This is a genomic window from Pseudomonas sp. B21-028 (assembly GCF_024749045.1).
In the GTDB taxonomy this organism is placed as follows: Bacteria; Pseudomonadota; Gammaproteobacteria; order Pseudomonadales; family Pseudomonadaceae; genus Aquipseudomonas.
In genome coordinates, this window is the sequence record NZ_CP087184.1 from 4,641,325 (window position 1) to 4,661,726 (window position 20,402).

A 20,402-nucleotide genomic window follows, 5' to 3' on the forward strand; every position below is an offset into this window, starting at 1 on the left:
TGCAATCCCGGAATATTCAGTCGTGGTACATGACCGAACGTCCACCATCAATGGTGATACATGAAGCGTTGATGAAAGGTGCTTCATCACTGGCCAGAAACACGGCCGTCATTGCCACTTCGATCGGTTGCCCGATGCGCCGTGGCGGGTGCAGATCCAGCGCACGCTGGCGTTCGGCATGAGGATCGGCAAAGCCGTTCCAGTAGTCGACGTTCAGTTGGGTTTCGATATAGCCCGGCGCGATGGCGTTGACGCGTATGCCCTTGGGGGCGTATTCGATGCCCAGGGCACGGGTCAGGCCGAGCAAGCCATGCTTGGCCACCGGGTACGGGAAACAGCCAGGAATGATGTGGGACGAATGGGTCGAAGCAATGTTGATGATGCTGCCCACGCCCTGCTCGATCATCTGCGGCAATACAGCCTTGCAACCGTACCAGGCGCCGTCCAGGTCGATGGCGAAGCAGCGGCGCCAGTCTTCCTCGGTCATTTCCAGCGGGTCGCGGAACACATTGACGCCAGCGCAGTTCACCAGCACATCGATGCGGCCGTGCAGTTCAACGGCATGGCGGGCCATGGCCTGCAAGTCCTGCGGGTTCGACACATCGGCTTGCAAGGCTTGCACGGCTGCCCCGCGCTCACGCCAGTAAGCGGCAACCTGCTCGACCTTGTCAGCCTGGATGTCGCTGATCACCAGTCGCGCCTGTTGTGAAGCGAACGCCGCGACAATGGCCTCGCCAATACCTTGGGCGGCACCGGTCAGCAGCACCACTTTGTTCTTCAGCCGCTCGCCCTTCGGTGGCTCGGGCACCGGCGGCAAGGAAAGTGCCTCAGCCATGGTTCACCGCTCCCCGGTCCGCAACCACGACAAAAACCGGGCATCCAGGGATGACCGGCCAAAGGCGCTGGGAGGACAGTGGGTCACGTACGCCACTGGGGCGTACGGGAATGGATCGTTGCATCACTTCACCTGTTTTGTTTTTTTAGTGTGAATGCGTGTTGCTGATGAAGCCGACTATAAACCCGGCCAGCCAACAATCTCAATATATATATTTACATCCCATATTTTGGGATTTAACCCGCAAACCGCGTACAGCTCACACCTGGCACATCGACTCGCATGGACAGCACCGCGCCATCCAGCGGATGACCCGACGGGCTGGCCGCACTGGTGATGTACAGGGTCTTGAGATCGTCCCCCCCAAACACGCAACTGGTGGGACGACTGACCGGCAGTTCGATCACCCGGTCGACCTGTCCGTCAGGGCTGATTCGCAGCAGGCAACTGCCGTCCCAGCGGGCGTTCCAGATATAACCACGGGCGTCCATTGCCGATCCGTCCGGCCCGCCGCGCGAATGGGGGCCGAACCAGACTTCGGCGGGGGCCAGGCTGCCATCGGGATGGATGAAATGCCGGTATAACGTGCCGTCGAGGCTTTCACCGAAATACACCGTGGTGCCATCAGGGCTCCACAGCAGCGTGTTGGGAATACCCCGCCCACGCAGCAACGGCATGACCCGACCATCGGCGCCCACGCGAAACAAGCCCCCCGACCGGTGTTCCAGGGGCAGATCCTCACCGTTTTCGCCGATGTTGTTCTGCATCGTCCCGAGCCACAGCTGGCCCAGGGCATCGCAACGGGCTTCGTTGGCTCGGTTGCCGGGCTGGGGATCGGCCATGCACAGCAATGTCAGGCGCGGCTCCAGGCCCGGCGAATCGAGATCCAGCCGGTAGATACCGCTGCTCAGCGTCACCAGCGCATCCCCTCTCTGCGTCGGGATGAAGGCGGAAACATGTTCGGGCATCTGCCAGATCTGCACATTGGCACCGATCAACCGCAGTGCCTGTTTGCCAGCGATGTCGACCCAATACAGCGCCTGGGTCGGCGCGTCCCAGAAGGGCCCCTCGCCCAGTTTCGCCCGGTGCTCCGTTACCGCCTTCCACATCATTGAAACCTCCCGTTTCCAGCTTGCCCGCCAGTGTCCGTACGACCGGCCATCACATTTGGGTAGAAGCGCTTGATGGCCAGGTCAGCGTTGTCGATCAGGGTCATGCAGGCCCAGACGCCCCGTGTCGCGTCGCGGGACGCGATGGCTTCGGCGATGTCCTTGTGAATGGGCAAGGTACGGCGCAGTTCATCCGGATCGGCGGCCGATACCTCGAACGACACAGCCAGCAACGCCCCCAAGGCCGGGACCATTTGTTCTATGAATTGATTGTGGCTGGCGGCGAGGATGCACTCGTGAAAAAACTGGTCGGCCCGGTTGTAATCGGCACCGCTGTCCACGGCTCGCTCCAGCGCATGATAGGCCAGGCGGATCGCCTGCACCTGCTCGACCGTCGCCCGCTCGCAGGCCCAGCGCACCGCCATCGGCTCGATGGTGCGGCGCAGATCCAACAGGTCATCGACAAAATTCTCTGGCAAACCGCTGCGTGACAACCAGCCGACCACCTGTGGGTCGAACAGGTTCCAGCGTCGCACCGGCAACACCCGCGTCCCCACCTTCGGTCCGACCTCGAGCATGCCTTTGGCCACCAGGGTCTTGATCGCCTCGCGAATCACCGTGCGACTGACCCCCAGTTGCTCGCCCAGGTCTGCCTCGACCTTGATCGTCTGCCCAGGCTTGACCTGGCCGGCGGCGATCCAACCGCCGAGCCAATCGACGGTCGATGCGTGAAAACTGCTGGACATGAAAACCCCGCGGGCCACTCTTATTGGTGGCTTACGCTAATCATCATATGATTGGCTGTCAATTGAATTCGTTCTGGACACACATGTGGGAGCAAAGCTTGCTCGCGAAGGCGTAGTGTCAGTCAACATCCATGCTGGCAGCGTTATCGCGAGCAAGCTTTGCTCCCACAGGTCGCTCCCACAGGAGGGGTTACGGTTCCAGGCCTATCGGAAAGAACATCCCGCCACTCCACACCCCCAGCCAGCGCTGCCCGTCAATCTCGCGGCTCACCGCCAGCTCCACCAACTGGTAGAACACATTTCGGTGGATCAACGCTTCGAGGTTACTGCGCACATGCACGTAGGGCGCCGGCTCCTGGGTGTGTGGATCGATCACCACCCGCATCGGATGGTCGGGGCCGGCCTCGGTGGTTTCATCGACATGAGTCGTGAAGCGCAACAACTGCCCTTCTCCCTGGCCTTCGACCTCCAGGGTCACGGCCACGAACGGCGCATCGTCGACCTGGATGCCGACTTTTTCCACAGGGGTAATCAGGAAGTAGTCATCGCCGTCGCGGCGGATGATGGTGGAGAACAGCTTGACCATCGGCTTGCGTCCGATGGGCGTGCCCTGGTAGTACCAGGTGCCATCGCGAGCGATGCGCATGTCGATGTTGCCGCAGAAGTCGGGGTTCCATAAGTGGACCGGCGGCAGGCCTTTGGTCTTGGGGATCTGCCCCAGCAGGTCATTGGCTTTTTGCGGTCCGCTCATGGTGACTCCTTGTATTTACTCGTCGCTCATCCCCAACAGGCTGCGGGCATATTCACGCAACGGCGTGGCGATGAGGTCTTGTGGCTGCTTGTCGTGCAACGTCAGTAAACCGCCACGACTCTTGATACGTGCAGTATCAATCAAATACTGGGTGCTGGTCTCGATCAACATGATCTGGATGACGCTGGTATCGACCCCCAAGCGATCCACGGCTTCTTCGTCCAGCCATTCGTCAGAGTTGCCGATGCGGTTATCGGCTTTGGCGAACCGGGTGTACAGCAAGTAATGAGCCCCCGCGGCACGAGCTTCGCCCATGGCCTGGTCAAGGCCTTCGGGGACACGGGCGCGACGGACCATCGGGAAATATTCGATGAACCCGTTGAAGGCTTCTTCGGCCACGACGTTGGGACGCGGATAGGCGCCGCCCGGCGGTGCGAACGCGCCTTGGGCGATGTAGATGAACGAGTCGGGCTGAATACGCAGGTTGTTCACACGGCGACTGTCGCTGTGATCCAGCAGACCGGCGTCGCTCATGTGATAACGAACGCCTTCCCCCATGTCGCTGACATTCATACAGCCACCCAGCGCCAAAACGGCCAGCAGCAAAACCAGGCTACGCATCCTACCCTCCAGAAACCGGTGTCGGAAAACCGGCGAATGGCCGTTGAATGCAGCTTTTGCGCCAGCTCAATGAATGGAGGGTTTATTAACACCTGTGGTGAGGGGATTTAACGAAACGTCGCACCGCCCCGTTGGGGTGCGAAGCAGCCCCCCGAAGATGGGCTCGGGTATGACGATCTTGGGGCCGCGACGCGACCCAACGGGGATAAATCCCCTCGCCACAGCGTGGAGTCAGCCGCCGATGATCTTCATGATGGTCGCGCCACCGGAAAACGCCACCTCCTGCTTGTCCCCCAACGCCTTGACCAGCAGTCGCTGAAGGGCCGGCAACGCCTGGTGGCGAGGCTTGTCCAGCAGGTCGCCGACGAAGTGACGGTTGCTCGAGGACAGGCAACCATGCAACCAGCCCGTGGAGGACAACCTCAGCCGCGAGCAAGTACGGCAGAAAGGCACGCTTTCGTTGGCGATCACACCGAAATAACCCATTCCAGGGATCTGATAGCGCACCGCCGTCGCATCCACCGGCGCATCGGCTTGCAGGTATTCGTATTGGTCGCCAATCAGGCTCAACAGTTGTTGCAGGCTGACAAACTGTTGCAAGAACGCATTGGAATCGCTGGCCAGGTGCCCCATGCGCATCAACTCGATGAAACGCAACTCATAGCCACGCGCCAGGCAGTATTCGAGTAGTGGCATCACCTGATCCAGGTTCTGCCCGCGCAACGGCACCATATTGACCTTGATCTTCATGCCCGCCGCGTGGGCCTGGTCCATGCCATCAAGCACCGTCGCCAGGTCACCGCCACGGGCGATACTGCGAAACGCGCTGGGGTCCAGGGTGTCGAGGGAAACGTTGATGCGACGGATCCCCGCGTCCACCAGCAAAGGCAGCTTCTTCGCCAGCAACTGGCCGTTGGTGGTCAGGCTGATGTCCTCCAGACCCATCTGCCCCACCGCCGTCATGAAGCGTTCGAGCTTGGGACTGACCAACGGCTCGCCCCCGGTGATGCGAAGCCGTTCGATGCCGGCAGCTTCGATCAGGTAAGCCACGCCGCGCGCCATCGCTTCGGCCGACAACTCATCCTGCGCGGCCACCAGGCGTTTGCCGTCGGGCACGCAATAGGTGCAGGCGTAGTTGCAGGCGGAAGTCAGGCTGATCCGCAAATTGCGGAAACGCCTGCCCTGACGGTCAACGATCATGGATGACTCCGGCGAAAGAAAAATCGGACTTACGAAACTTGACCTAGAATTCAGGTTTTCGCAAGACCCAAGCCTGAGTATATTACTGGGGCACTGCGCCATGTAAGCGGACATGGCGCAATCAGGTATCTGAATGCCTCAACTGCTCGGTACGTCGGTATCACGCTTGCGCTTGTTGCCCATGCGCACACCGATGTCCATCAGGAACTGGAAGAAACCTTCCTGATCCTCCAGCACGTTGCTCCAGAACGGCGAGTGGTACAACGCCACCGCACCATGCACCAACGCCCACGCGGCGCAGTAGTGGAAGTAAGGTGGCACGTCTTCGAGCTTGCCTTCGCTGATCCGGCCCTTGATCAGCAACGTCAGGCGCTCGAAGTTCGAAGCCCGGATCTTGTGGAGCTCTTCGACCATCTCCGGCACCTGGTTGCCCTTGACCACCTTCTCTTCCAGGCGGTCGAACAAGCGGTAGCGCTGGGGATCGCGCATGCGGAACTCGAAGTAGGCCCGGGACAGCGCCTCCTTGTCCTTGTCCACATCCGCCGAGTGCAGCAACTCGTTCAAATCGCGCTCGTAATCGAGCATCAGGCGCAGGTAGATCTCCGCCTTGGATTTGAAGTGTTTATAAATCGTGCCTTTGCCGATACCCACGGCATCCGCAATCATCTCGACGGTAACGCTGTCTTCGCCCTGGTCGAGGAACAACTTGAGCGCGGTGTCGAGAATTTCCTGCTCGCGGCGGCGAAACTCACGGACCTTACGAGGTTCTTTGTGCATAAGAAAAAGGTCTGAAGGTCAAAATTCGAAGCCGGGTATTATGCCTAACTTACGCAAAAATGCACGGATCATCCGTTCCCGGCCATAGTTCTTCACAAAATCGTACAACATTGGCTCGCTGCGGCTTACGCCATCGCGTCGTCCCGACAACCGGTGACGACAGTGAGAACTTATCCGAAGCGAGCGTATTCCAAATTTGTTTAAAAACCGCCCCGGGCAAACTGGACGCACGGGTATCCTGATCAATACTTGAACTGTCGGCGCGACATCTCCCCCAAGTGACGCGCCGATAAAGGTACCAAAGGACCGCGTGCCTTTGTTTTACTCCTAATGGTCTTAACCCGGATTCACCCCCCAGAACCCGGGTTTTTTTTGCGCAAAATTCAAGCCTGTACCGAACGGACATGAGCCAGCGGAAACAACCGCTTGAAGTTCTCGGTCGTCTGGTCAGCGAACCGCTCGTAGGATTCGCCACGCAGCATAGCCAGGAACTCCGCCACTTCCCGTACGTATTGCGGAAGATTCGGCTTGCCGCGATATGGGATCGGGGCCAGGTACGGCGAGTCGGTTTCCACCAGCAGGCGGTCGGCCGGCACCCTGCTGGCGACGTCGCGCAGGGCATCGGCGTTGCGGAACGTGACGATCCCGGACAGGGAAATGTAATAGCCCATGTCCAGCGCCGCCCTGGCCATGTCCCAGTCTTCGGTAAAACAGTGCAACACGCCGGCCTGGGGCAGCGCGGCATCGCGCAGCAAGGCCAGGGTATCGGCCCGTGCGCCCCGGGTGTGGATGATCACCGGCTTGCCGGTCTGCTTCGCGGCTTCCAGGTGCAAACGAAACGAAGCCTGCTGGACCTCGGCGGCTTCCGGTTCGTAGTGATAGTCCAGGCCGGTTTCGCCGATGGCAACGACACGCGGATGGTCGAGCTCACGCAGCAGCCAATCCAGGGCCGGTGTGGCATCGGGTTGGACATCCAGCGGATGGATGCCGACCGAACAATCGACGTCCTCATAACGGTCGGCCAGGACCTTGACGTCGGCGGCGTTGTCGGCGCTGACACCGATGCACAGGAAGTGTCCGACGCCCCGTTGACGGGCAGCGTCCAGCGCGGCATCCAGGGAGCCGCCGTGGGCGGCAAGGTCGAGACGGTCGAGGTGACAATGGGAATCTACAAGCATAAAGGGTCGGGCTACATCGTATGGGTGGGACGGTCGGACTTCAGGGTTCCGGCCAGGTGGGTTTCGATCTGATTGCGGGCCGAGCTGTCGCCATCATTGAACTGCACGCCGACGCCGGCTGCTCGATTGCCCTGGGCACCTTTGGGGGTCATCCAGATCACCTTGCCGGCGACCGGAATCTTCTCCGGTTCATCCATCAGGCTCAACAGCATGAACACCTCGTCACCCAGTCGATAATGCTTGTTGGTGGGGATGAACAGGCCGCCATTCCTGATGAAGGGCATGTAGGCGGCGTACAGCACCGACTTGTCCTTGATAGCCAGGGACAGGATGCCGTTGCGCGGTCCGGGACTGACAGGTTCGTTCATGCTTATCTCCGCTGCGATTGAGCTGAGTCTAGGAGCCCTGGCGATATCTGTCAGTGGCGACCCGGCAAACTTGCCCATTGCACCAACAGCGCCTCGAGCAACAGCACCCGGTTGAGGTTCGCCTTGCCCAGCACCTTCTGACGTTGGGCAAGCAACCAGTCCTGAATGTTCAAGATTTTGTCCTGGCTGCTTTTTTGCGCCAGGTACTGAATCACCTTGCGCATGTCCGCCAGCCCCAGGCCCGCCTCATCTTCGGTGAGCTGGTAGCGCAGGATCAGGCTCGACCAGTCGCAGAACCAGTCGAACAGCAACAGCAACGGGATGGCGTTCCAACCCTCGGCCAATTGCGTCGGCGATTGCTGCTGCTTGAGCAACTTCTTCACGCCGTCCACCACCAGCGCCCGCTGCTCACGCACACCCTGGGCCTGAAGACTGACGGCCGCCAGGGGCGAACCGGCGGCGAGGGTCAGCAACTCCACACGCTCGTCATCGGTACTGTCGGGCAAGGCCTGGGCCAGCCACTGCAGGCTCATCGCCTCGCTCGGCAATGGGCAGGCCTGTTGCACGCAACGGCTCTTGATGGTCGGCAGCAAGCGGCTCGGCTGATGACTGACCAGCAAGAGTACCGTGTCGCCGGAAGGCTCCTCGAGGCTCTTGAGCAAGGCATTGGCGGCGTTGATGTTCATCGACTCGACCGGCTCGATCAGCACCACCTTGCGCCCACCCAACTGTGAGGTCTGGACCACGAAGCTGACCAGGTCACGGACCTGGTCGACCTTGATCGCCTTGTCCGCTTCCTCCGGCTCCAGCACGTAATTATCGGGATGGCTGCCAGCCTTGAGCAGCAGGCAGGACTTGCATTCGCCGCAGGCGTTCGAGGGGCCCGGACGCTGGCACAGCAAGCTCGCCATCAGGCGTTCGGCCAGCGCTCGCTTGCCGATCCCGACCGGACCATGCAGCAGGTACGCATGGGCATGCTGGGCACGGCCGGCCAGTTGTTGCCAGAGGCCGTCCTGCCAGGGATAGGCTTCAGCCACGGACGCGCTCCAGCAAACCGGGCAACAGGCCGTCCAGCGATTGCTGGACCTGCGTCAGCGGCAGGGCGGCATCGATCAACAGGTAACGCGCCGGATCGGCCTTGGCACGGCTCAGGAAGGCATTGCGCACCGCATTGAAGAACGCCTCGCCTTCAAGCTCGAAACGATCCAGCCGACCACGGGCGCTGGCACGGGCCAGGCCGATTTCCACCGGCAGGTCGAACACCAGCGTCAGGTCCGGGCGCAGGTCGCCTTGGACAAAGGTTTCCAGCGCCGCGATGCGCTCCAGGGACAAACCCCGGCCGCCACCTTGATAGGCGTAGGTCGAATCGGTAAAGCGATCGCAGAGCACCACGGCGCCACGGGCCAGGGCCGGACGAATCACCCCGGCCAGGTGTTGTGCCCGGGCGGCGAACACCAGCAACAGCTCGGTGTCGGGGTTCATCACTTCTTCGGCCGGCGCCAGCAGCACCTCACGGATCCGCTCCGCCAGCGGCGTACCGCCCGGCTCGCGGGTCAGCACCACTTCGATCCCCGCGGCCCGAAGGCGATCGGCCAGGAATTCGCGGTTGGTGCTCTTGCCGGCGCCCTCCGGGCCCTCCAGCGTTATAAACAAGCCAGTCACGGGCAGTCCTTAGTCAGAGTCATTGCGGGCTCGGGAGCTCGTCAGCATTCGGTTCGGGAGCAGGCTTCTCGGGTTGCACCTGGGGCAGGGCTTCGGGGGCCGTGTCGGGCGAAGCCGCGGGAATCGGCGCCGAGTCGTCCAGCGTAGCCGGAGCCGGGCTGGAGCGATAGTCGGCGCGCCGCTTGAGCTGGTATTCGCGCACCGCGTTGTTGTGCTCATCCAGGTTGTCGGAGAACACGTGGCTGCCATCCCCGCGCGCAACGAAGTACAGGCTGTTGCCCGACGCCGGATTCAACGCAGCGTGAATCGCCTCGCGCCCCACCATCGCAATCGGCGTCGGCGGTAGCCCCGGGACCATGTAGGTGTTGTAAGGATTCTCTTCTTTCAAATGGGCACGGGTGAGTTTGCCGGTGTAGCGCTCGCCCAGGCCATAGATCACAGTGGGATCGGTCTGCAACAGCATGCCCATGCGCAGGCGACGCACGAACACGCCGGCGATCTGACTGCGTTCCTGTGGCACGCCGGTTTCCTTTTCCACCAGGGACGCCATGATCAGCGCCTGGTAGGGCTGGGTATAAGGCACATCGGCAGCGCGTTCGGCCCATTCCTTGGCCAGTACGTCTTCAAGCCGGGCATAGGCCTTGTTCAGCAGATCAACGTCCGATGTCCCGCGCACGAAGCGATAGGTATCCGGGAAAAACCGTCCTTCGGGGAATACCCCGGAATGGCCCAGCCGATCCATCACCTCGCTGTCGCTCAGGCCGGCGAGGGTCTGCTGGAGTTTTTCATCCTTGGCCAGCGCCGCACGGACCTGGCGGAAATTCCAGCCTTCCACCAACGTCACGCTGTACTGCACCACCTCGCCGCGTTTCCATACGCCGATCAGGTTTTCCATGGTCATGCCCGGCACCATCCGGTATTCGCCGGAATGCAGGGGTTGGCCGGCGAGATTGAAGCGCCAATACACCCGCAGCCAGAACGCGTCCCTGATCAGGCCGTCGGCCTCGAGACGATAGAAGGTCTTGGTCGGGGTGGTCCCGTTAGGGATTTCCAGCAGCTCTTCCTGGGTGATGTTCAGCGGCTGTTGCAACGCCGAATGAATCTTCCAGGCCGAAGCGCCCCACAGCAGCCCTGCCAGAACCAGACCGGTTTCCAGCAACAACAAGAATTTACGTCTCACGAATCAAACATCCAATAACGCGCGGGCAAGGGTCTGCAGTTTACGGGTGAGCGGCCCGGCCGACCAGCGCGTCGAACCGCATGCGCGTACCGGCCACACGCCATACACGCTGTTGCAGACAAAGACCTCATCGGCCTGGTGCAGCTGCTCGAGGCGGATATCGGTCACTTGCGTGGCGATGCCCTGTGACTCGGCTTGAAACAATAATTCGGCACGCATTACGCCAGCCACGCCGCACCGGCTCAGATCGGCGGTCATCAACACCCCATCGCGCACGATAAACAGGTTGCTGAAGACCCCTTCGATCACCCGCCCGGACATATCCAGCATCAGCCCCTCGGCGTGCTCCGAATCGCTCCATTCGGCGCGAGCCATGACCTGTTCAAGACGATTGAGGTGTTTGAGGCCGGCCAGCAGCGGCTGCTCGGACAAGCGAGTCGCACAAGGAAACAGGGATACGCCCCGCTCGGCATGGGCCGCAGGATAAGCAGCCGGCGGACTCCCTTGCAGGATGCGCCGAGCCTGGACCGAGGGGACGGCGGCGTAGCCGCGCAGGCTGTCGCCACGGGTCACGATCAGCTTCAGCACGCCTTCACCCAGGCATTGCGCATAGGCGCTCAGTTCAACGCTCAATGCGCCTATGTCGACATTGAGCGCCAACCGCTGGCATCCCAGCTCGAGCCGCTGCAAATGACGCTTCAGCAGTACCGGCTCGCCTTTGCGCACGGCGACGGTTTCGAACAGCCCATCGCCGTAAGCCAGGCCGCGATCCTTCAGCGACAGAACGTCAGCCGGCTGACCGTCGACCCAGCTGTCCATCAACCGGCAAACCGGCGGAACACCAGCGAGCCGTTGGTACCGCCAAAGCCGAAGGAGTTGGACAGCACCACATCGATGTCCATGCCCCGGGCGGTGTGCGGAACGAAGTCCAGGTCGCAACCTTCGTCCGGCTCGTCGAGGTTGATGGTCGGCGGCGCGACCTGGCTGTTGATCGCCAGCACGCTGAAGATCGCTTCCACCGCACCCGCGGCACCCAGCAGGTGACCGGTCATCGACTTGGTCGAGCTGACAGCCAGTTTGTAGGCATGCTCGCCGAACACGGTCTTGATCGCCTGGGCTTCGGCCAAGTCGCCGGCCGGGGTCGACGTGCCGTGGGCATTGATGTACTGCACCTGCTCGCTGTTGATCTTCGCGTCACGCAGGGCATTTGCGATGCACCGGGCGGCACCCGCCCCATCGGCCGGCGGCGACGTCATGTGGTACGCGTCACCGCTGGTACCAAAGCCGATCAGTTCGGCATAGATGGTCGCGCCACGCGCTTTGGCGTGCTCCAGCTCCTCGAGCACCAGCGCACCGGCACCGTCGGACAGCACGAAGCCATCGCGGCCCTTGTCCCAGGGTCGGCTGGCACGGGCCGGCTCGTCATTGCGGGTCGACAGCGCACGGGAGGCGCCGAAGCCACCCATACCAAGGCCACACGCCGCCATCTCGGCGCCACCAGCGATCATCACGTCGGCTTCGTCGTACATGATGTTGCGCGCGGCCATGCCGATGCAGTGGGTCCCCGTGGTGCATGCCGTGGCAATGGCGTAGTTCGGTCCCTGTGCACCCAGGTGGATGGACAGGAAACCGGAAATCATATTGATGATCGAGCCCGGCACGAAGAATGGAGAAATCCGTCGCGGCCCCGAATCATGCAGCGTACGGCTGGTTTCTTCGATATTGGTCAAGCCGCCAATACCCGAACCCATGGCCACGCCGATGCGCTCACGGTTGGCATCGGTAACTTCCAGGCCGGCGTTGCGCACCGCCTGAAAACCGGCAGCCAGGCCGTATTGAATGAACAGGTCGAGCTTGCGGGCTTCCTTGACCGACAGGTATTCCTCGACATTGAAGCCCTTTACCGAGCCGCCAAAACGGGTGGAATAGGCAGAAAGGTCGGTGTGTTCGATCAGACCAATGCCACTACGGCCAGCCAGAATGCCCTGCCAACTGCTCGGCACATCCGTGCCCAGTGGCGACAACATACCCATACCGGTGACTACGACGCGTCTACGCGACACAGCACTCTCCTTTTTCTAATGACGACTTTTCATCAGGCCTAAAGAAAAAACCGCACGCCGTGATGGCAGTGCGGTTTTTCCATGACAGCGAGCGACGACTAGAAACGATCAGCCTTGCTGACTGTTTACGTAGTTGATGGCCAGCTGAACAGTGGTGATTTTTTCAGCTTCTTCGTCAGGGATTTCGGTCTCGAATTCCTCTTCCAGAGCCATCACCAGCTCAACGGTGTCAAGGGAGTCGGCACCCAGGTCTTCAACGAAAGATGCTTCATTCTTGACTTCATCTTCCTTAACGCCCAGTTGCTCGGCAACGATTTTCTTGACGCGCTCTTCGATGGTGCTCATACCTTGTTTTCACTCCTAATGGACAATTCAGGCAACTGGCCGGTGGGTAAGTGTATAGAAAGGCTTTTCGATTTTTCAACCGAAAGCTTTTCCTTCGAACCCTGACGGCCCGCCGTCTATAAATAAGTTGCAGCTTTATAACGGATTTTAGACAGCTCGTATGACATTTTTTTGAAGCAATCCGTCACATTTAACTCATGTACATCCCGCCGTTCACCGGGATTGTAGCTCCGGTCACGTATGCCGCAGCGTCGGATGCAAGAAAAGCGACCACGGACGCGATCTCTTCGGCCTGCCCCAGGCGCCCCAGCGGAATTTGTGTCAACAAGGCTTCACGCTGTGCTTCCGGCAGTTCGCGGGTCATGTCGGTGTCGATGAAACCCGGTGCGACCGAGTTTACCGTAATCGACCGCGAACCCACTTCACGGGCCAGCGCACGGCTGAAACCTTCCAGACCGGCCTTGGCCGCAGCATAGTTTACTTGGCCGGCGTTGCCCATGGCACCCACAACCGAACCGATACTGATGATCCGGCCCCAACGGGCCTTGGTCATGCCGCGCAGAACGCCCTTGGACAGCCGGTATAGACTGTTCAGGTTGGTATCGACCACGTCGAACCATTCGTCATCTTTCATGCGCATCATGAGGTTATCACGAGTGATACCGGCATTATTGACCAGGATCGCCGGGACACCAAACTGCTCCTGAATGCTGGCCAGTACCGCCGCAACGGATTCGTCGCTGGTGACGTTCAGCTCAAGACCCGTGCCTTGAATACCGTTTTCCTTCAGGGTCGCGGCGATACGCTCGGCGCCCGAAGCGGAAGTCGCGGTGCCGATCACGATGGCGCCTTGGCGCCCCAGTTCCAGGGCAATGGCCTGGCCGATGCCGCGGCTTGCACCGGTCACCAGTGCAACTTTACCTTGCAGACTCATGCAAGCTTCTCCTGTTCAGGCCTGCGCTGCACGGGCGGCAGCGAAAGCGTCTGGGGTATTGAGATTGGAAGTCGACACGCCTTCGGCGCAGCGTTTGTTCAGGCCGGCCAGCACTTTGCCAGGGCCACACTCGACCAGTTCGGTCGCGCCCCTGGCAGCCAGGGTCTGTACCGATTCGACCCAGCGAACCGGCTTGTAGAGCTGTTCCAGCAGGTCGCGCTTGAGGGTCTCGAGGTCCGGCGCCACATCGGCGCTGACATTCTGCACCACGGGAATCTGCGGCGCCTGCCAATCAATGGCGGCGATGGATTCAGCGAAGCGCTCAGCGGCAGGACGCATCAATTCACAGTGCGACGGCACGCTGACCGGCAACGGCATGGCGCGCTTGGCGCCACGGGCCTTGCAGCCTTCGATGGCACGCTCGACCGCAGCCTTGGCGCCGGCGATCACGACCTGGCCCGGGGAGTTGAAGTTCACCGCACTGACCACATCGCCCTGAGCCGCTTCGGCACAGGCCGCCAGCACATCGGCATCGTCCAGGCCGAGAATCGCGGCCATGCCGCCCTGCCCGGCCGGAACGGCCTCCTGCATCAACTGACCACGACGCTCCACCAATTTCACCGCGTCGCCCAGACTCAAGCTGCCCGCAGCCACAAGGGCGCTGTATTCACCCAGGCTATGGCCGGCAACGAAGGCCGGGCGCGCGCCGCCTTCAGCCAGCCACAGGCGCCAGAGGGCGACCGAGGCGGTCAGAATGGCTGGCTGGGTTTTATCGGTTTGATTGAGCTGCTCTTCGGGCCCTTGCTGGGTCAATGCCCACAAGTCATAGCCGAGTGCATCGGACGCTTCTTTGAATGTTTCGAGGACCAGCGGGTATTGCGCGCCCAGTTCGGCCAGCATGCCGAGGGACTGCGAGCCCTGCCCTGGAAAGACGAATGCGAGGGAAGCAGACATGAAAACAAAGCCCCTAATGATCTTGTCGTCAAAAATTGACGCCCCGTGGGGCGCTAGGAAACTGACAGTTGGATGGCGGGTTGAACCGACCGGTCACATTTAAGCATTGTCGGACGAAAACGCCTAAGTTAACAAATCTTCAAGGCGACCATGGAGGCGCTCGGGCAGGTTTTCCTGGATTTCGATCACAGCCCGGTTGATGGCGCTTTGGAAGCCCTGCACGCCGGCCGAGCCATGACTCTTGATCACGATGCCCTGCAGCCCGAGAAAACTCGCCCCGTTATGTCGCGCCGGCGCCAGGTCCGCCTGCAGGCGACGCATCAAGGGCAACGCCAGGGCCCCCACCACCCGCGAGGCCAGGCTTTGCCGGAACAGGCTCTCGATCCGCTCGCCGATCATGGTTGCCAGGCCTTCGCTGGACTTGAGCAGGATATTGCCGACGAAACCGTCACACACCACCACGTCCGCCTCGCCCCGGTACACACCGTCGCCCTCGACGAAACCGATGTAGTTGATTCCCCGCGCGCCCTGCAACAGCGTGGCGGCCAGCTTGACCTGCTGGTTGCCCTTGATGTCCTCGGTTCCGATGTTCAGCAGCGCCACGCGAGGGCGCGCGATACCGAGGGTCTCGGCCGCGACCGAGCCCATCACCGCAAATTGCAGCAGATGCTCGGCGCTGCAATCGACGTTGGCCCCCAGGTCCAGCAACTGGCAAAAACCCCTTTGGGTCGGGATTGCCGCGACCATCGCCGGCCGGTCGATGCCTGGCAGGGTCTTGAGCACATGGCGTGACAGCGCCATCAGCGCCCCCGTATTCCCGGCACTGACACAGGCCTGGACCTTGTCGTCGCGCAGCAACTCAAGGGCCACCCGCATCGACGCGTCAGGCTTGCTGCGCAAGGCCTGGGCCGGTTTTTCGTCCATGGTGATGACTTCGGACGCTGGGGTAATCGTCAGGCGCGCGCGATCCGCAGCCGTTTGTCCACTGAGCATTTCTTCAAGAAGGGAGGGTTGACCGACGAGGGTCAGGTGCAGCGAGGGCGTTGCATTCAGGCAAGCAAGGCTGGCCTGAACAATGCTGCGGGGACCGAAGTCCCCGCCCATTGCGTCAATTGCGATAACTTGAGCGGACAAGGATTACTCGTCAGCGCCCTTGTCGATCACTTTACGACCACGGTATACGCCTTCTGGCGATACGTGGTGACGCAGGTGAACTTCACCCGTGGTTTTTTCTACAGACAGGGTGCTAGCCTCGAGAGCGTCGTGCGAACGGCGCATGTCACGGGCAGAGCGGGATTTTTTGTTCTGCTGAACAGCCATAATTGATTAACTCCTAAACGTTTGGGTCACGCTTTAACTGCGCCAATACACTGAACGGGTTGGACCGCGTTACCTCGTCCTCGCTCGGTTCGGGCTCATCTGCTCCCGCCGGCTGCTGGCATTCTTCCGGATGATGAGCAGGCACAATGGGCAAGGCGAGCAGAAGCTCCTCCTCGATCAGTGACTGCAGATCCAATGGATCTTCGCCCAGTTCCAGCACGTCATAACCTTTCGGCAACGACTGGGTATTCGCACCCTCCTTCACCACGGCGTAACTGCATTCGCTGTGGATCGGCAGGGTGACCAGCTCAAGACAACGCTGGCAAACCATTTTGACTTCAGTGTCGATAAAGCTGTGGATCACCACAGATTTACGTTCATCTCGTTCAAAAACGAATTTGGCCTGGACCGTACCGACATCATCGGAAAGCGGGTCGCAGAGTCTCTTCAAATCGGCCAGCAGCAGTTCACCTTGAAGGGTGGTGCCACGATCAGCCAATTTGCGCGGGTCAACGTGAGGTGGAATCGGGTCATTCAACATAGGCGCAGCATTATAGGGATGCACCCGCCCATGTCAAAGGAAATTCAGCCCTGTCCGTCACTTGCGCGCCTCGCTAGCGCCCTGTCTCGGAAATACGTTCTCTTTGGCGAGTGGCTTGGGTGTTCGGCCAAGGCGCCGCGACGAGTCATAGCAGGGCTATGGCGAGGAGTGGCAACGCCGGCCGGGCACCCAAGACGCCGCCAAAAATGAACAGCTTATTTCCGAGACAGGACGCTAGAATTCGCCCCTGACTTTCGGAGATGACCATGCTGCCTTTATTACTTGCCTCCAGCTCGGTCTACCGCCGGGAACTGCTCGCCCGCCTGGGGCTACCATTCGTCTGCCGCTCGCCGGATATCGACGAAAGTCACCGCCCCGGCGAGCCTGCCCGGGAGCTGGTAAAGCGCCTGGCCCGGGAAAAGGCCCTGGCACTGGCCGACAGCCACCCGGCACACCTGATCATCGGCTCGGACCAGGTCGCCGTGCTCGGCGAGCGCATCCTGGGCAAACCTCATACCTTCGAAAACGCCCGTGAACAACTGCTGGCCGCCAGCGGGACCCAGGTCACGTTCCTCACCGGCCTGGCACTGCTCAACAGCCAGACCGGCGCCTGCCAGGTCGACTGCGTGCCTTTTACCGTCAATATGCGCACGCTCGACCCGGAGCGGGTCGAACGCTATCTGCGGACCGAACAGCCTTATGACTGCGCCGGCAGCTTCAAGGCCGAGGGCCTGGGGGTGAGTCTGTTCCAGAGCACCGAAGGCTCCGACGCCACCAGCCTGATCGGCCTGCCCTTGATCCGCCTTGTGGATATGTTGCTGGTGGAGGGCGTGCAGATACCCTGAGCGGGTTAGCGCAAAGCCGGGCCCTGGAACCCCATCCACATCGCCAGGCGCTCGGCAATGCTCGCCCCCAGCTTCTTCGAGAACCGATCGAGTGGCGACTCTTCGACGGTGAAGTCCACCAACTCCTTCTCGCCGATCACATCCCGCGCCACCGAACTGGCACTGCCCAACCCATCGATCAAGCCCAGGGACAACGCCTGCTCTCCGGACCAGACCAGACCGGAGAACAATTCCGGATGATCCTTGTCCTTGAGCCGGTCACCTCGGCCTTTCTTGACGCTGGCAATGAACTGTTTGTGGGTCGTATCGAGCACCCCCTGCCAGAAGGCGGTTTCTTCCGGCTTCTGCGGCTGGAAAGGATCGAGGAACGATTTATGCTCACCGGCGGTGTAGACCCGACGCTCGATACCGAGCTTGTCCAGGGTCTCGACGAAGCCGTAACCGGCCGCGGTCACACCAATGGACCCTACCAGGCTGGCCTTGTCGGCATAGATCTGATCCGCCGCGCTGGCAATGTAATAGGCACCGGAAGCGCCAAGGTCGGCGATCACCGCATAGACCTTGATATCCGGATGCGCCGCACGCAGGCGGACGATCTCGTCATAGACGTAGCCGGCCTGCACCGGGCTACCGCCCGGACTGTTGATACGCAGCACCACCCCTTTGACTTTCGAGTCTTCGAACGCGGCCCGCAGGCTGCCAATGATGTTGTCCGCGCTCGCCGCCTCCTTGTCCGCGATCATGCCCTCGATATCGATCACCGCCGTGTAGGCCGAACCGGAGCCGGGGCTCTTCTTCATATCGATCGCCTGGATGATGATCCCCAACCCGACGAAAAGATAAATAAAGACCAGGCACTTGAAGAAGATCCCCCAGCGGCGCGCACGACGCTGCTCCTCTACCCCGGCCATCAGGGTCTTTTCCAGCAACTTCCAGCTCTTGTCGTCACCGTTGTCAGCGCTTGCCTTGGCCGGTGCCTTCCATTCATCGGTCATACTTGCATCCTTCAACAAATTTAATCGGTGTGCCGGCTCAGCCAGGCGTGCAATTCGGGAAAATGGTCAATGGCCAGTCGCGGCTCGAACGCCCGCAGCGCCTCGATCGACTGCGCGCCGTAGCTGACGGCCACCGAGCCCATGCCGGCGTTGCGGGCCATCTGCAGATCGAACGACGAATCCCCTACCATCAACGCCTGTTCCGGGCGCACCTCGCAATGCGCCAGGATCTGCTCGAGCATCAGCGGATGCGGCTTGCTGGCGGTCTCATCGGCGGCGCGGGTGATATCGAAATAATCCTCCCAGCCATGAGACTTCAGCACCCGATCCAGTCCGCGACGGGCCTTCCCGGTGGCAACAGCCAGGTGATAGCCCTCCGCCCGCAACGCCTGGAGCGTATCCGCCACTCCTTCGAACAACGGCGACGGCTCGGCCTCCAGGGCGACGTAGTGGTCGGCATAATGCTGGCGGAAAACCACCAGCCCCTCGTCATCGATGTCCGGGTACAGACTGCGAATCGCTTCCGGCAATCCGAGACCGATGATGCCTTTTACCGCGAAGTCATCGCGCCTGGCAAAACCCGTACGATCGGACGCGACATGCATCGACTCCACGATCCGACCGATTGAATTGGCCAGGGTGCCGTCCCAATCGAAGATCAGGAGCTTGTAGTCAGGGTGCACTCAATCGCTCCACAGTCTTGGCCCACATGGCGTCCACGGGCGCCTGCAACTTCAGTTCGCCCCCATCGGGCAGCGGCACCGTGAGCATATAGGCATGCAGAAACAGGCGCTTTCCACCCAGATCCCGGATCTCCCGGCTGAAATCGTCGTCCCCGTATTTGGGGTCACCCGCGATGCAATGGCCGGCATGCAACGTATGGACACGAATCTGGTGGGTACGACCGGTCACCGGCTTGGCCTCGATCATGGTGGCGAAATCGCCGAAGCGCCGCAGCACCTTGAACACGGTGAGCGCGTCCTTGCCTTCGTCGTTGACCTCGACCATGCGTTCGCCGGAGCGCAGGTTGCTCTTGAGCAACGGCGCACGGACCTGCTTGATGGACGTCGCCCAATTCCCCCGCACCAGCGCCATGTAGCGCTTGTCGATGCCGTCACCACGCAATTGCTCGTGCAAATGGCGCAACATGCTGCGCTTCTTGGCAATCATCAGCAGGCCAGAGGTGTCGCGGTCCAGGCGATGAACCAACTCCAGCTCCTTGGCGTCCGGACGCAACTGACGAAAGGCTTCGATCACACCGAAATCCAGGCCGCTGCCGCCGTGAACCGCAATGCCCGCGGGCTTGTTGATCACAATCAGCGCTTTGTCTTCGTAGATGATCGAGTCTTCCAGGCGCTGCAGCAGACCCTGGGCAACCGGCACCGGTTCATCGCGCTCGGGCACGCGAACCGGCGGCACGCGCACGATATCGCCCGCCTGGAGCTTGTACTCCGGCTTGATCCGGCCTTTGTTCACCCGCACCTCGCCCTTGCGCAAAATGCGATAAATCAAGGTCTTGGGCACGCCCTTGAGCCGGGCGAGAAGGAAGTTATCGATTCGTTGGCCGGCATATTCCGGCGAGACCTCGAGCAGTTGAACGCTCGGAGTCGAAGGGGCAGTAGTCGTCATGGCGGCGATCATAACAATTTTTTATGGAATTGAAGCACTTAATCATTGCTGCTATAGTCGCGAACGCCGCCAAAAGTGGCTGGCCAGCGGACTAACGGTCAAAAACCGGCCCTGACCAACGCAATTCACGAGGACGAGAGGCCGTCCTACGGGGCTTTTGCTACGATTCGGTGAGTTAGCAGGTGTAACGAGCGCAGGTGACATGAGGCCTGAAATACGCCGCAAAGCAGAGTTTTCACTCGCCCTTGCGTGCCACATTCACGGCCAGTTCACAAAGTGCAGTCAGTTGCGAACGACCCCGGGCGAAAGCTTCGGAAACAACGCCTAATTAGCCATGATGCGTGACCTC

24 protein-coding genes are annotated in these 20,402 nt (G+C 60.9%); 1 reads left to right on the forward strand and 23 read right to left on the reverse strand.

Annotated features, from left to right (window positions below; all coding sequences use genetic code 11):
* Positions 1-16: 16 nt before the first annotated feature.
* From LOY35_RS19850 to LOY35_RS19945, 20 genes are all read right to left on the reverse strand, one after another.
* A complete protein-coding gene (locus LOY35_RS19850; protein WP_258625947.1) occupies positions 17-835 on the reverse strand; it encodes an SDR family oxidoreductase in 819 nt (272 codons plus the stop codon).
* Positions 836-1,071: 236 nt separating this feature from the next.
* On the reverse strand, positions 1,072-1,947 hold the full coding sequence (locus LOY35_RS19855) for an SMP-30/gluconolactonase/LRE family protein (RefSeq protein WP_258625949.1): 876 nt from the start codon (positions 1,945-1,947) through the stop codon (positions 1,072-1,074).
* Complete coding sequence (locus tag LOY35_RS19860) at positions 1,944-2,690, reverse strand: FadR/GntR family transcriptional regulator (RefSeq protein ID WP_258625951.1); 747 nt, start codon at positions 2,688-2,690, stop codon at positions 1,944-1,946. The genes LOY35_RS19855 and LOY35_RS19860 overlap by 4 nt, the downstream gene beginning before the upstream one ends.
* Positions 2,691-2,880: 190 nt before the next feature.
* The gene (locus LOY35_RS19865) at positions 2,881-3,441 is read right to left on the reverse strand and encodes a DUF1285 domain-containing protein (RefSeq protein WP_258625956.1); all 561 of its coding nucleotides are present in this window, start codon (positions 3,439-3,441) and stop codon (positions 2,881-2,883) included.
* A 15-nt stretch (positions 3,442-3,456) separates the two neighbouring features.
* Complete coding sequence (locus tag LOY35_RS19870; protein WP_258625958.1) at positions 3,457-4,062, reverse strand: DUF4823 domain-containing protein; 606 nt, start codon at positions 4,060-4,062, stop codon at positions 3,457-3,459.
* Between the two features lie 231 nt (positions 4,063-4,293).
* Entirely contained in the window at positions 4,294-5,262 is a 969-nt protein-coding gene (locus tag LOY35_RS19875) for a GTP 3',8-cyclase MoaA (protein WP_258625961.1), read from the reverse strand.
* A gap of 138 nt (positions 5,263-5,400) precedes the next feature.
* Positions 5,401-6,039 carry a TetR/AcrR family transcriptional regulator gene (locus tag LOY35_RS19880; protein ID WP_003204240.1) on the reverse strand — a complete coding sequence of 213 codons (639 nt, stop codon included), beginning with the start codon at positions 6,037-6,039 and terminating at the stop codon, positions 5,401-5,403.
* A gap of 383 nt (positions 6,040-6,422) precedes the next feature.
* Positions 6,423-7,217, reverse strand: coding sequence for a TatD family hydrolase (locus tag LOY35_RS19885; protein ID WP_258625965.1), 795 nt, complete (start codon positions 7,215-7,217; stop codon positions 6,423-6,425).
* Between the two features lie 11 nt (positions 7,218-7,228).
* Positions 7,229-7,585, reverse strand: coding sequence for a PilZ domain-containing protein (locus LOY35_RS19890; protein ID WP_024776899.1), 357 nt, complete (start codon positions 7,583-7,585; stop codon positions 7,229-7,231).
* A gap of 50 nt (positions 7,586-7,635) precedes the next feature.
* Positions 7,636-8,622 carry a DNA polymerase III subunit delta' gene (locus LOY35_RS19895; RefSeq protein ID WP_258625977.1) on the reverse strand — a complete coding sequence of 329 codons (987 nt, stop codon included), beginning with the start codon at positions 8,620-8,622 and terminating at the stop codon, positions 7,636-7,638.
* On the reverse strand, positions 8,615-9,247 hold the full coding sequence (gene tmk / locus LOY35_RS19900; RefSeq protein ID WP_258625991.1) for a dTMP kinase: 633 nt from the start codon (positions 9,245-9,247) through the stop codon (positions 8,615-8,617). The genes LOY35_RS19895 and tmk overlap by 8 nt, the downstream gene beginning before the upstream one ends.
* Before the next feature lie 19 nt (positions 9,248-9,266).
* Complete coding sequence (gene mltG / locus LOY35_RS19905) at positions 9,267-10,427, reverse strand: endolytic transglycosylase MltG (RefSeq protein ID WP_258625998.1); 1,161 nt, start codon at positions 10,425-10,427, stop codon at positions 9,267-9,269.
* A 3-nt stretch (positions 10,428-10,430) separates the two neighbouring features.
* Positions 10,431-11,246 carry an aminodeoxychorismate lyase gene (pabC, locus tag LOY35_RS19910; RefSeq protein ID WP_258626004.1) on the reverse strand — a complete coding sequence of 272 codons (816 nt, stop codon included), beginning with the start codon at positions 11,244-11,246 and terminating at the stop codon, positions 10,431-10,433.
* Complete coding sequence (gene fabF / locus LOY35_RS19915) at positions 11,246-12,490, reverse strand: beta-ketoacyl-ACP synthase II (protein ID WP_258626013.1); 1,245 nt, start codon at positions 12,488-12,490, stop codon at positions 11,246-11,248. The genes pabC and fabF overlap by 1 nt, the downstream gene beginning before the upstream one ends.
* A gap of 108 nt (positions 12,491-12,598) precedes the next feature.
* Positions 12,599-12,835 carry an acyl carrier protein gene (acpP, locus tag LOY35_RS19920; protein ID WP_258626015.1) on the reverse strand — a complete coding sequence of 79 codons (237 nt, stop codon included), beginning with the start codon at positions 12,833-12,835 and terminating at the stop codon, positions 12,599-12,601.
* Positions 12,836-13,025: 190 nt separating this feature from the next.
* Complete coding sequence (gene fabG, locus LOY35_RS19925) at positions 13,026-13,769, reverse strand: 3-oxoacyl-ACP reductase FabG (RefSeq protein ID WP_258626023.1); 744 nt, start codon at positions 13,767-13,769, stop codon at positions 13,026-13,028.
* Between the two features lie 15 nt (positions 13,770-13,784).
* Positions 13,785-14,723: an ACP S-malonyltransferase gene (fabD, locus tag LOY35_RS19930; protein ID WP_258626031.1), complete on the reverse strand. Its 939-nt coding sequence runs from the start codon at positions 14,721-14,723 to the stop codon at positions 13,785-13,787.
* Positions 14,724-14,846: 123 nt separating this feature from the next.
* Positions 14,847-15,857 carry a phosphate acyltransferase PlsX gene (plsX, locus tag LOY35_RS19935; RefSeq protein WP_258626033.1) on the reverse strand — a complete coding sequence of 337 codons (1,011 nt, stop codon included), beginning with the start codon at positions 15,855-15,857 and terminating at the stop codon, positions 14,847-14,849.
* A gap of 3 nt (positions 15,858-15,860) precedes the next feature.
* Positions 15,861-16,043 carry a 50S ribosomal protein L32 gene (rpmF, locus tag LOY35_RS19940; RefSeq protein WP_003179396.1) on the reverse strand — a complete coding sequence of 61 codons (183 nt, stop codon included), beginning with the start codon at positions 16,041-16,043 and terminating at the stop codon, positions 15,861-15,863.
* A 13-nt stretch (positions 16,044-16,056) separates the two neighbouring features.
* Positions 16,057-16,584 carry a YceD family protein gene (locus tag LOY35_RS19945; protein ID WP_003204262.1) on the reverse strand — a complete coding sequence of 176 codons (528 nt, stop codon included), beginning with the start codon at positions 16,582-16,584 and terminating at the stop codon, positions 16,057-16,059.
* Between the two features lie 266 nt (positions 16,585-16,850).
* On the opposite strand from LOY35_RS19945, the gene LOY35_RS19950 reads away from it, so the two are divergent.
* The gene (locus LOY35_RS19950) at positions 16,851-17,429 is read left to right on the forward strand and encodes a nucleoside triphosphate pyrophosphatase (RefSeq protein ID WP_258626035.1); all 579 of its coding nucleotides are present in this window, start codon (positions 16,851-16,853) and stop codon (positions 17,427-17,429) included.
* Positions 17,430-17,434: 5 nt separating this feature from the next.
* Here LOY35_RS19950 and LOY35_RS19955 read toward each other — a convergent pair whose 3' ends face one another.
* The 3 genes from LOY35_RS19955 to rluC are packed head-to-tail and all read right to left on the reverse strand — an operon-like array spanning position 17,435 to position 20,053.
* Positions 17,435-18,424: a S49 family peptidase gene (locus LOY35_RS19955; protein WP_258626036.1), complete on the reverse strand. Its 990-nt coding sequence runs from the start codon at positions 18,422-18,424 to the stop codon at positions 17,435-17,437.
* A gap of 20 nt (positions 18,425-18,444) precedes the next feature.
* Complete coding sequence (locus LOY35_RS19960) at positions 18,445-19,107, reverse strand: HAD-IIIA family hydrolase (protein ID WP_258626037.1); 663 nt, start codon at positions 19,105-19,107, stop codon at positions 18,445-18,447.
* Entirely contained in the window at positions 19,097-20,053 is a 957-nt protein-coding gene (gene rluC, locus LOY35_RS19965) for a 23S rRNA pseudouridine(955/2504/2580) synthase RluC (protein ID WP_258626046.1), read from the reverse strand. The genes LOY35_RS19960 and rluC overlap by 11 nt, the downstream gene beginning before the upstream one ends.
* Positions 20,054-20,402 lie beyond the last annotated feature (349 nt).

Coding starts and splice junctions, on each gene's coding strand:
- LOY35_RS19850 (WP_258625947.1), bottom strand. CDS start 835: ATGGCTGAGGCACTTTCCTTGCCGCCGGTGCCCGAGCCACCGAAGGGC.
- LOY35_RS19855 (WP_258625949.1), bottom strand. CDS start 1,947: ATGATGTGGAAGGCGGTAACGGAGCACCGGGCGAAACTGGGCGAGGGG.
- LOY35_RS19860 (WP_258625951.1), bottom strand. CDS start 2,690: ATGTCCAGCAGTTTTCACGCATCGACCGTCGATTGGCTCGGCGGTTGG.
- LOY35_RS19865 (WP_258625956.1), bottom strand. CDS start 3,441: ATGAGCGGACCGCAAAAAGCCAATGACCTGCTGGGGCAGATCCCCAAG.
- LOY35_RS19870 (WP_258625958.1), bottom strand. CDS start 4,062: ATGCGTAGCCTGGTTTTGCTGCTGGCCGTTTTGGCGCTGGGTGGCTGT.
- LOY35_RS19875 (WP_258625961.1), bottom strand. CDS start 5,262: ATGATCGTTGACCGTCAGGGCAGGCGTTTCCGCAATTTGCGGATCAGC.
- LOY35_RS19880 (WP_003204240.1), bottom strand. CDS start 6,039: ATGCACAAAGAACCTCGTAAGGTCCGTGAGTTTCGCCGCCGCGAGCAG.
- LOY35_RS19885 (WP_258625965.1), bottom strand. CDS start 7,217: ATGCTTGTAGATTCCCATTGTCACCTCGACCGTCTCGACCTTGCCGCC.
- LOY35_RS19890 (WP_024776899.1), bottom strand. CDS start 7,585: ATGAACGAACCTGTCAGTCCCGGACCGCGCAACGGCATCCTGTCCCTG.
- pabC (WP_258626004.1), bottom strand. CDS start 11,246: ATGGACAGCTGGGTCGACGGTCAGCCGGCTGACGTTCTGTCGCTGAAG.
- acpP (WP_258626015.1), bottom strand. CDS start 12,835: ATGAGCACCATCGAAGAGCGCGTCAAGAAAATCGTTGCCGAGCAACTG.
- fabG (WP_258626023.1), bottom strand. CDS start 13,769: ATGAGTCTGCAAGGTAAAGTTGCACTGGTGACCGGTGCAAGCCGCGGC.
- fabD (WP_258626031.1), bottom strand. CDS start 14,723: ATGTCTGCTTCCCTCGCATTCGTCTTTCCAGGGCAGGGCTCGCAGTCC.
- rpmF (WP_003179396.1), bottom strand. CDS start 16,043: ATGGCTGTTCAGCAGAACAAAAAATCCCGCTCTGCCCGTGACATGCGC.
- LOY35_RS19945 (WP_003204262.1), bottom strand. CDS start 16,584: ATGTTGAATGACCCGATTCCACCTCACGTTGACCCGCGCAAATTGGCT.
- LOY35_RS19950 (WP_258626035.1), top strand. CDS start 16,851: ATGCTGCCTTTATTACTTGCCTCCAGCTCGGTCTACCGCCGGGAACTG.
- LOY35_RS19955 (WP_258626036.1), bottom strand. CDS start 18,424: ATGACCGATGAATGGAAGGCACCGGCCAAGGCAAGCGCTGACAACGGT.
- rluC (WP_258626046.1), bottom strand. CDS start 20,053: ATGACGACTACTGCCCCTTCGACTCCGAGCGTTCAACTGCTCGAGGTC.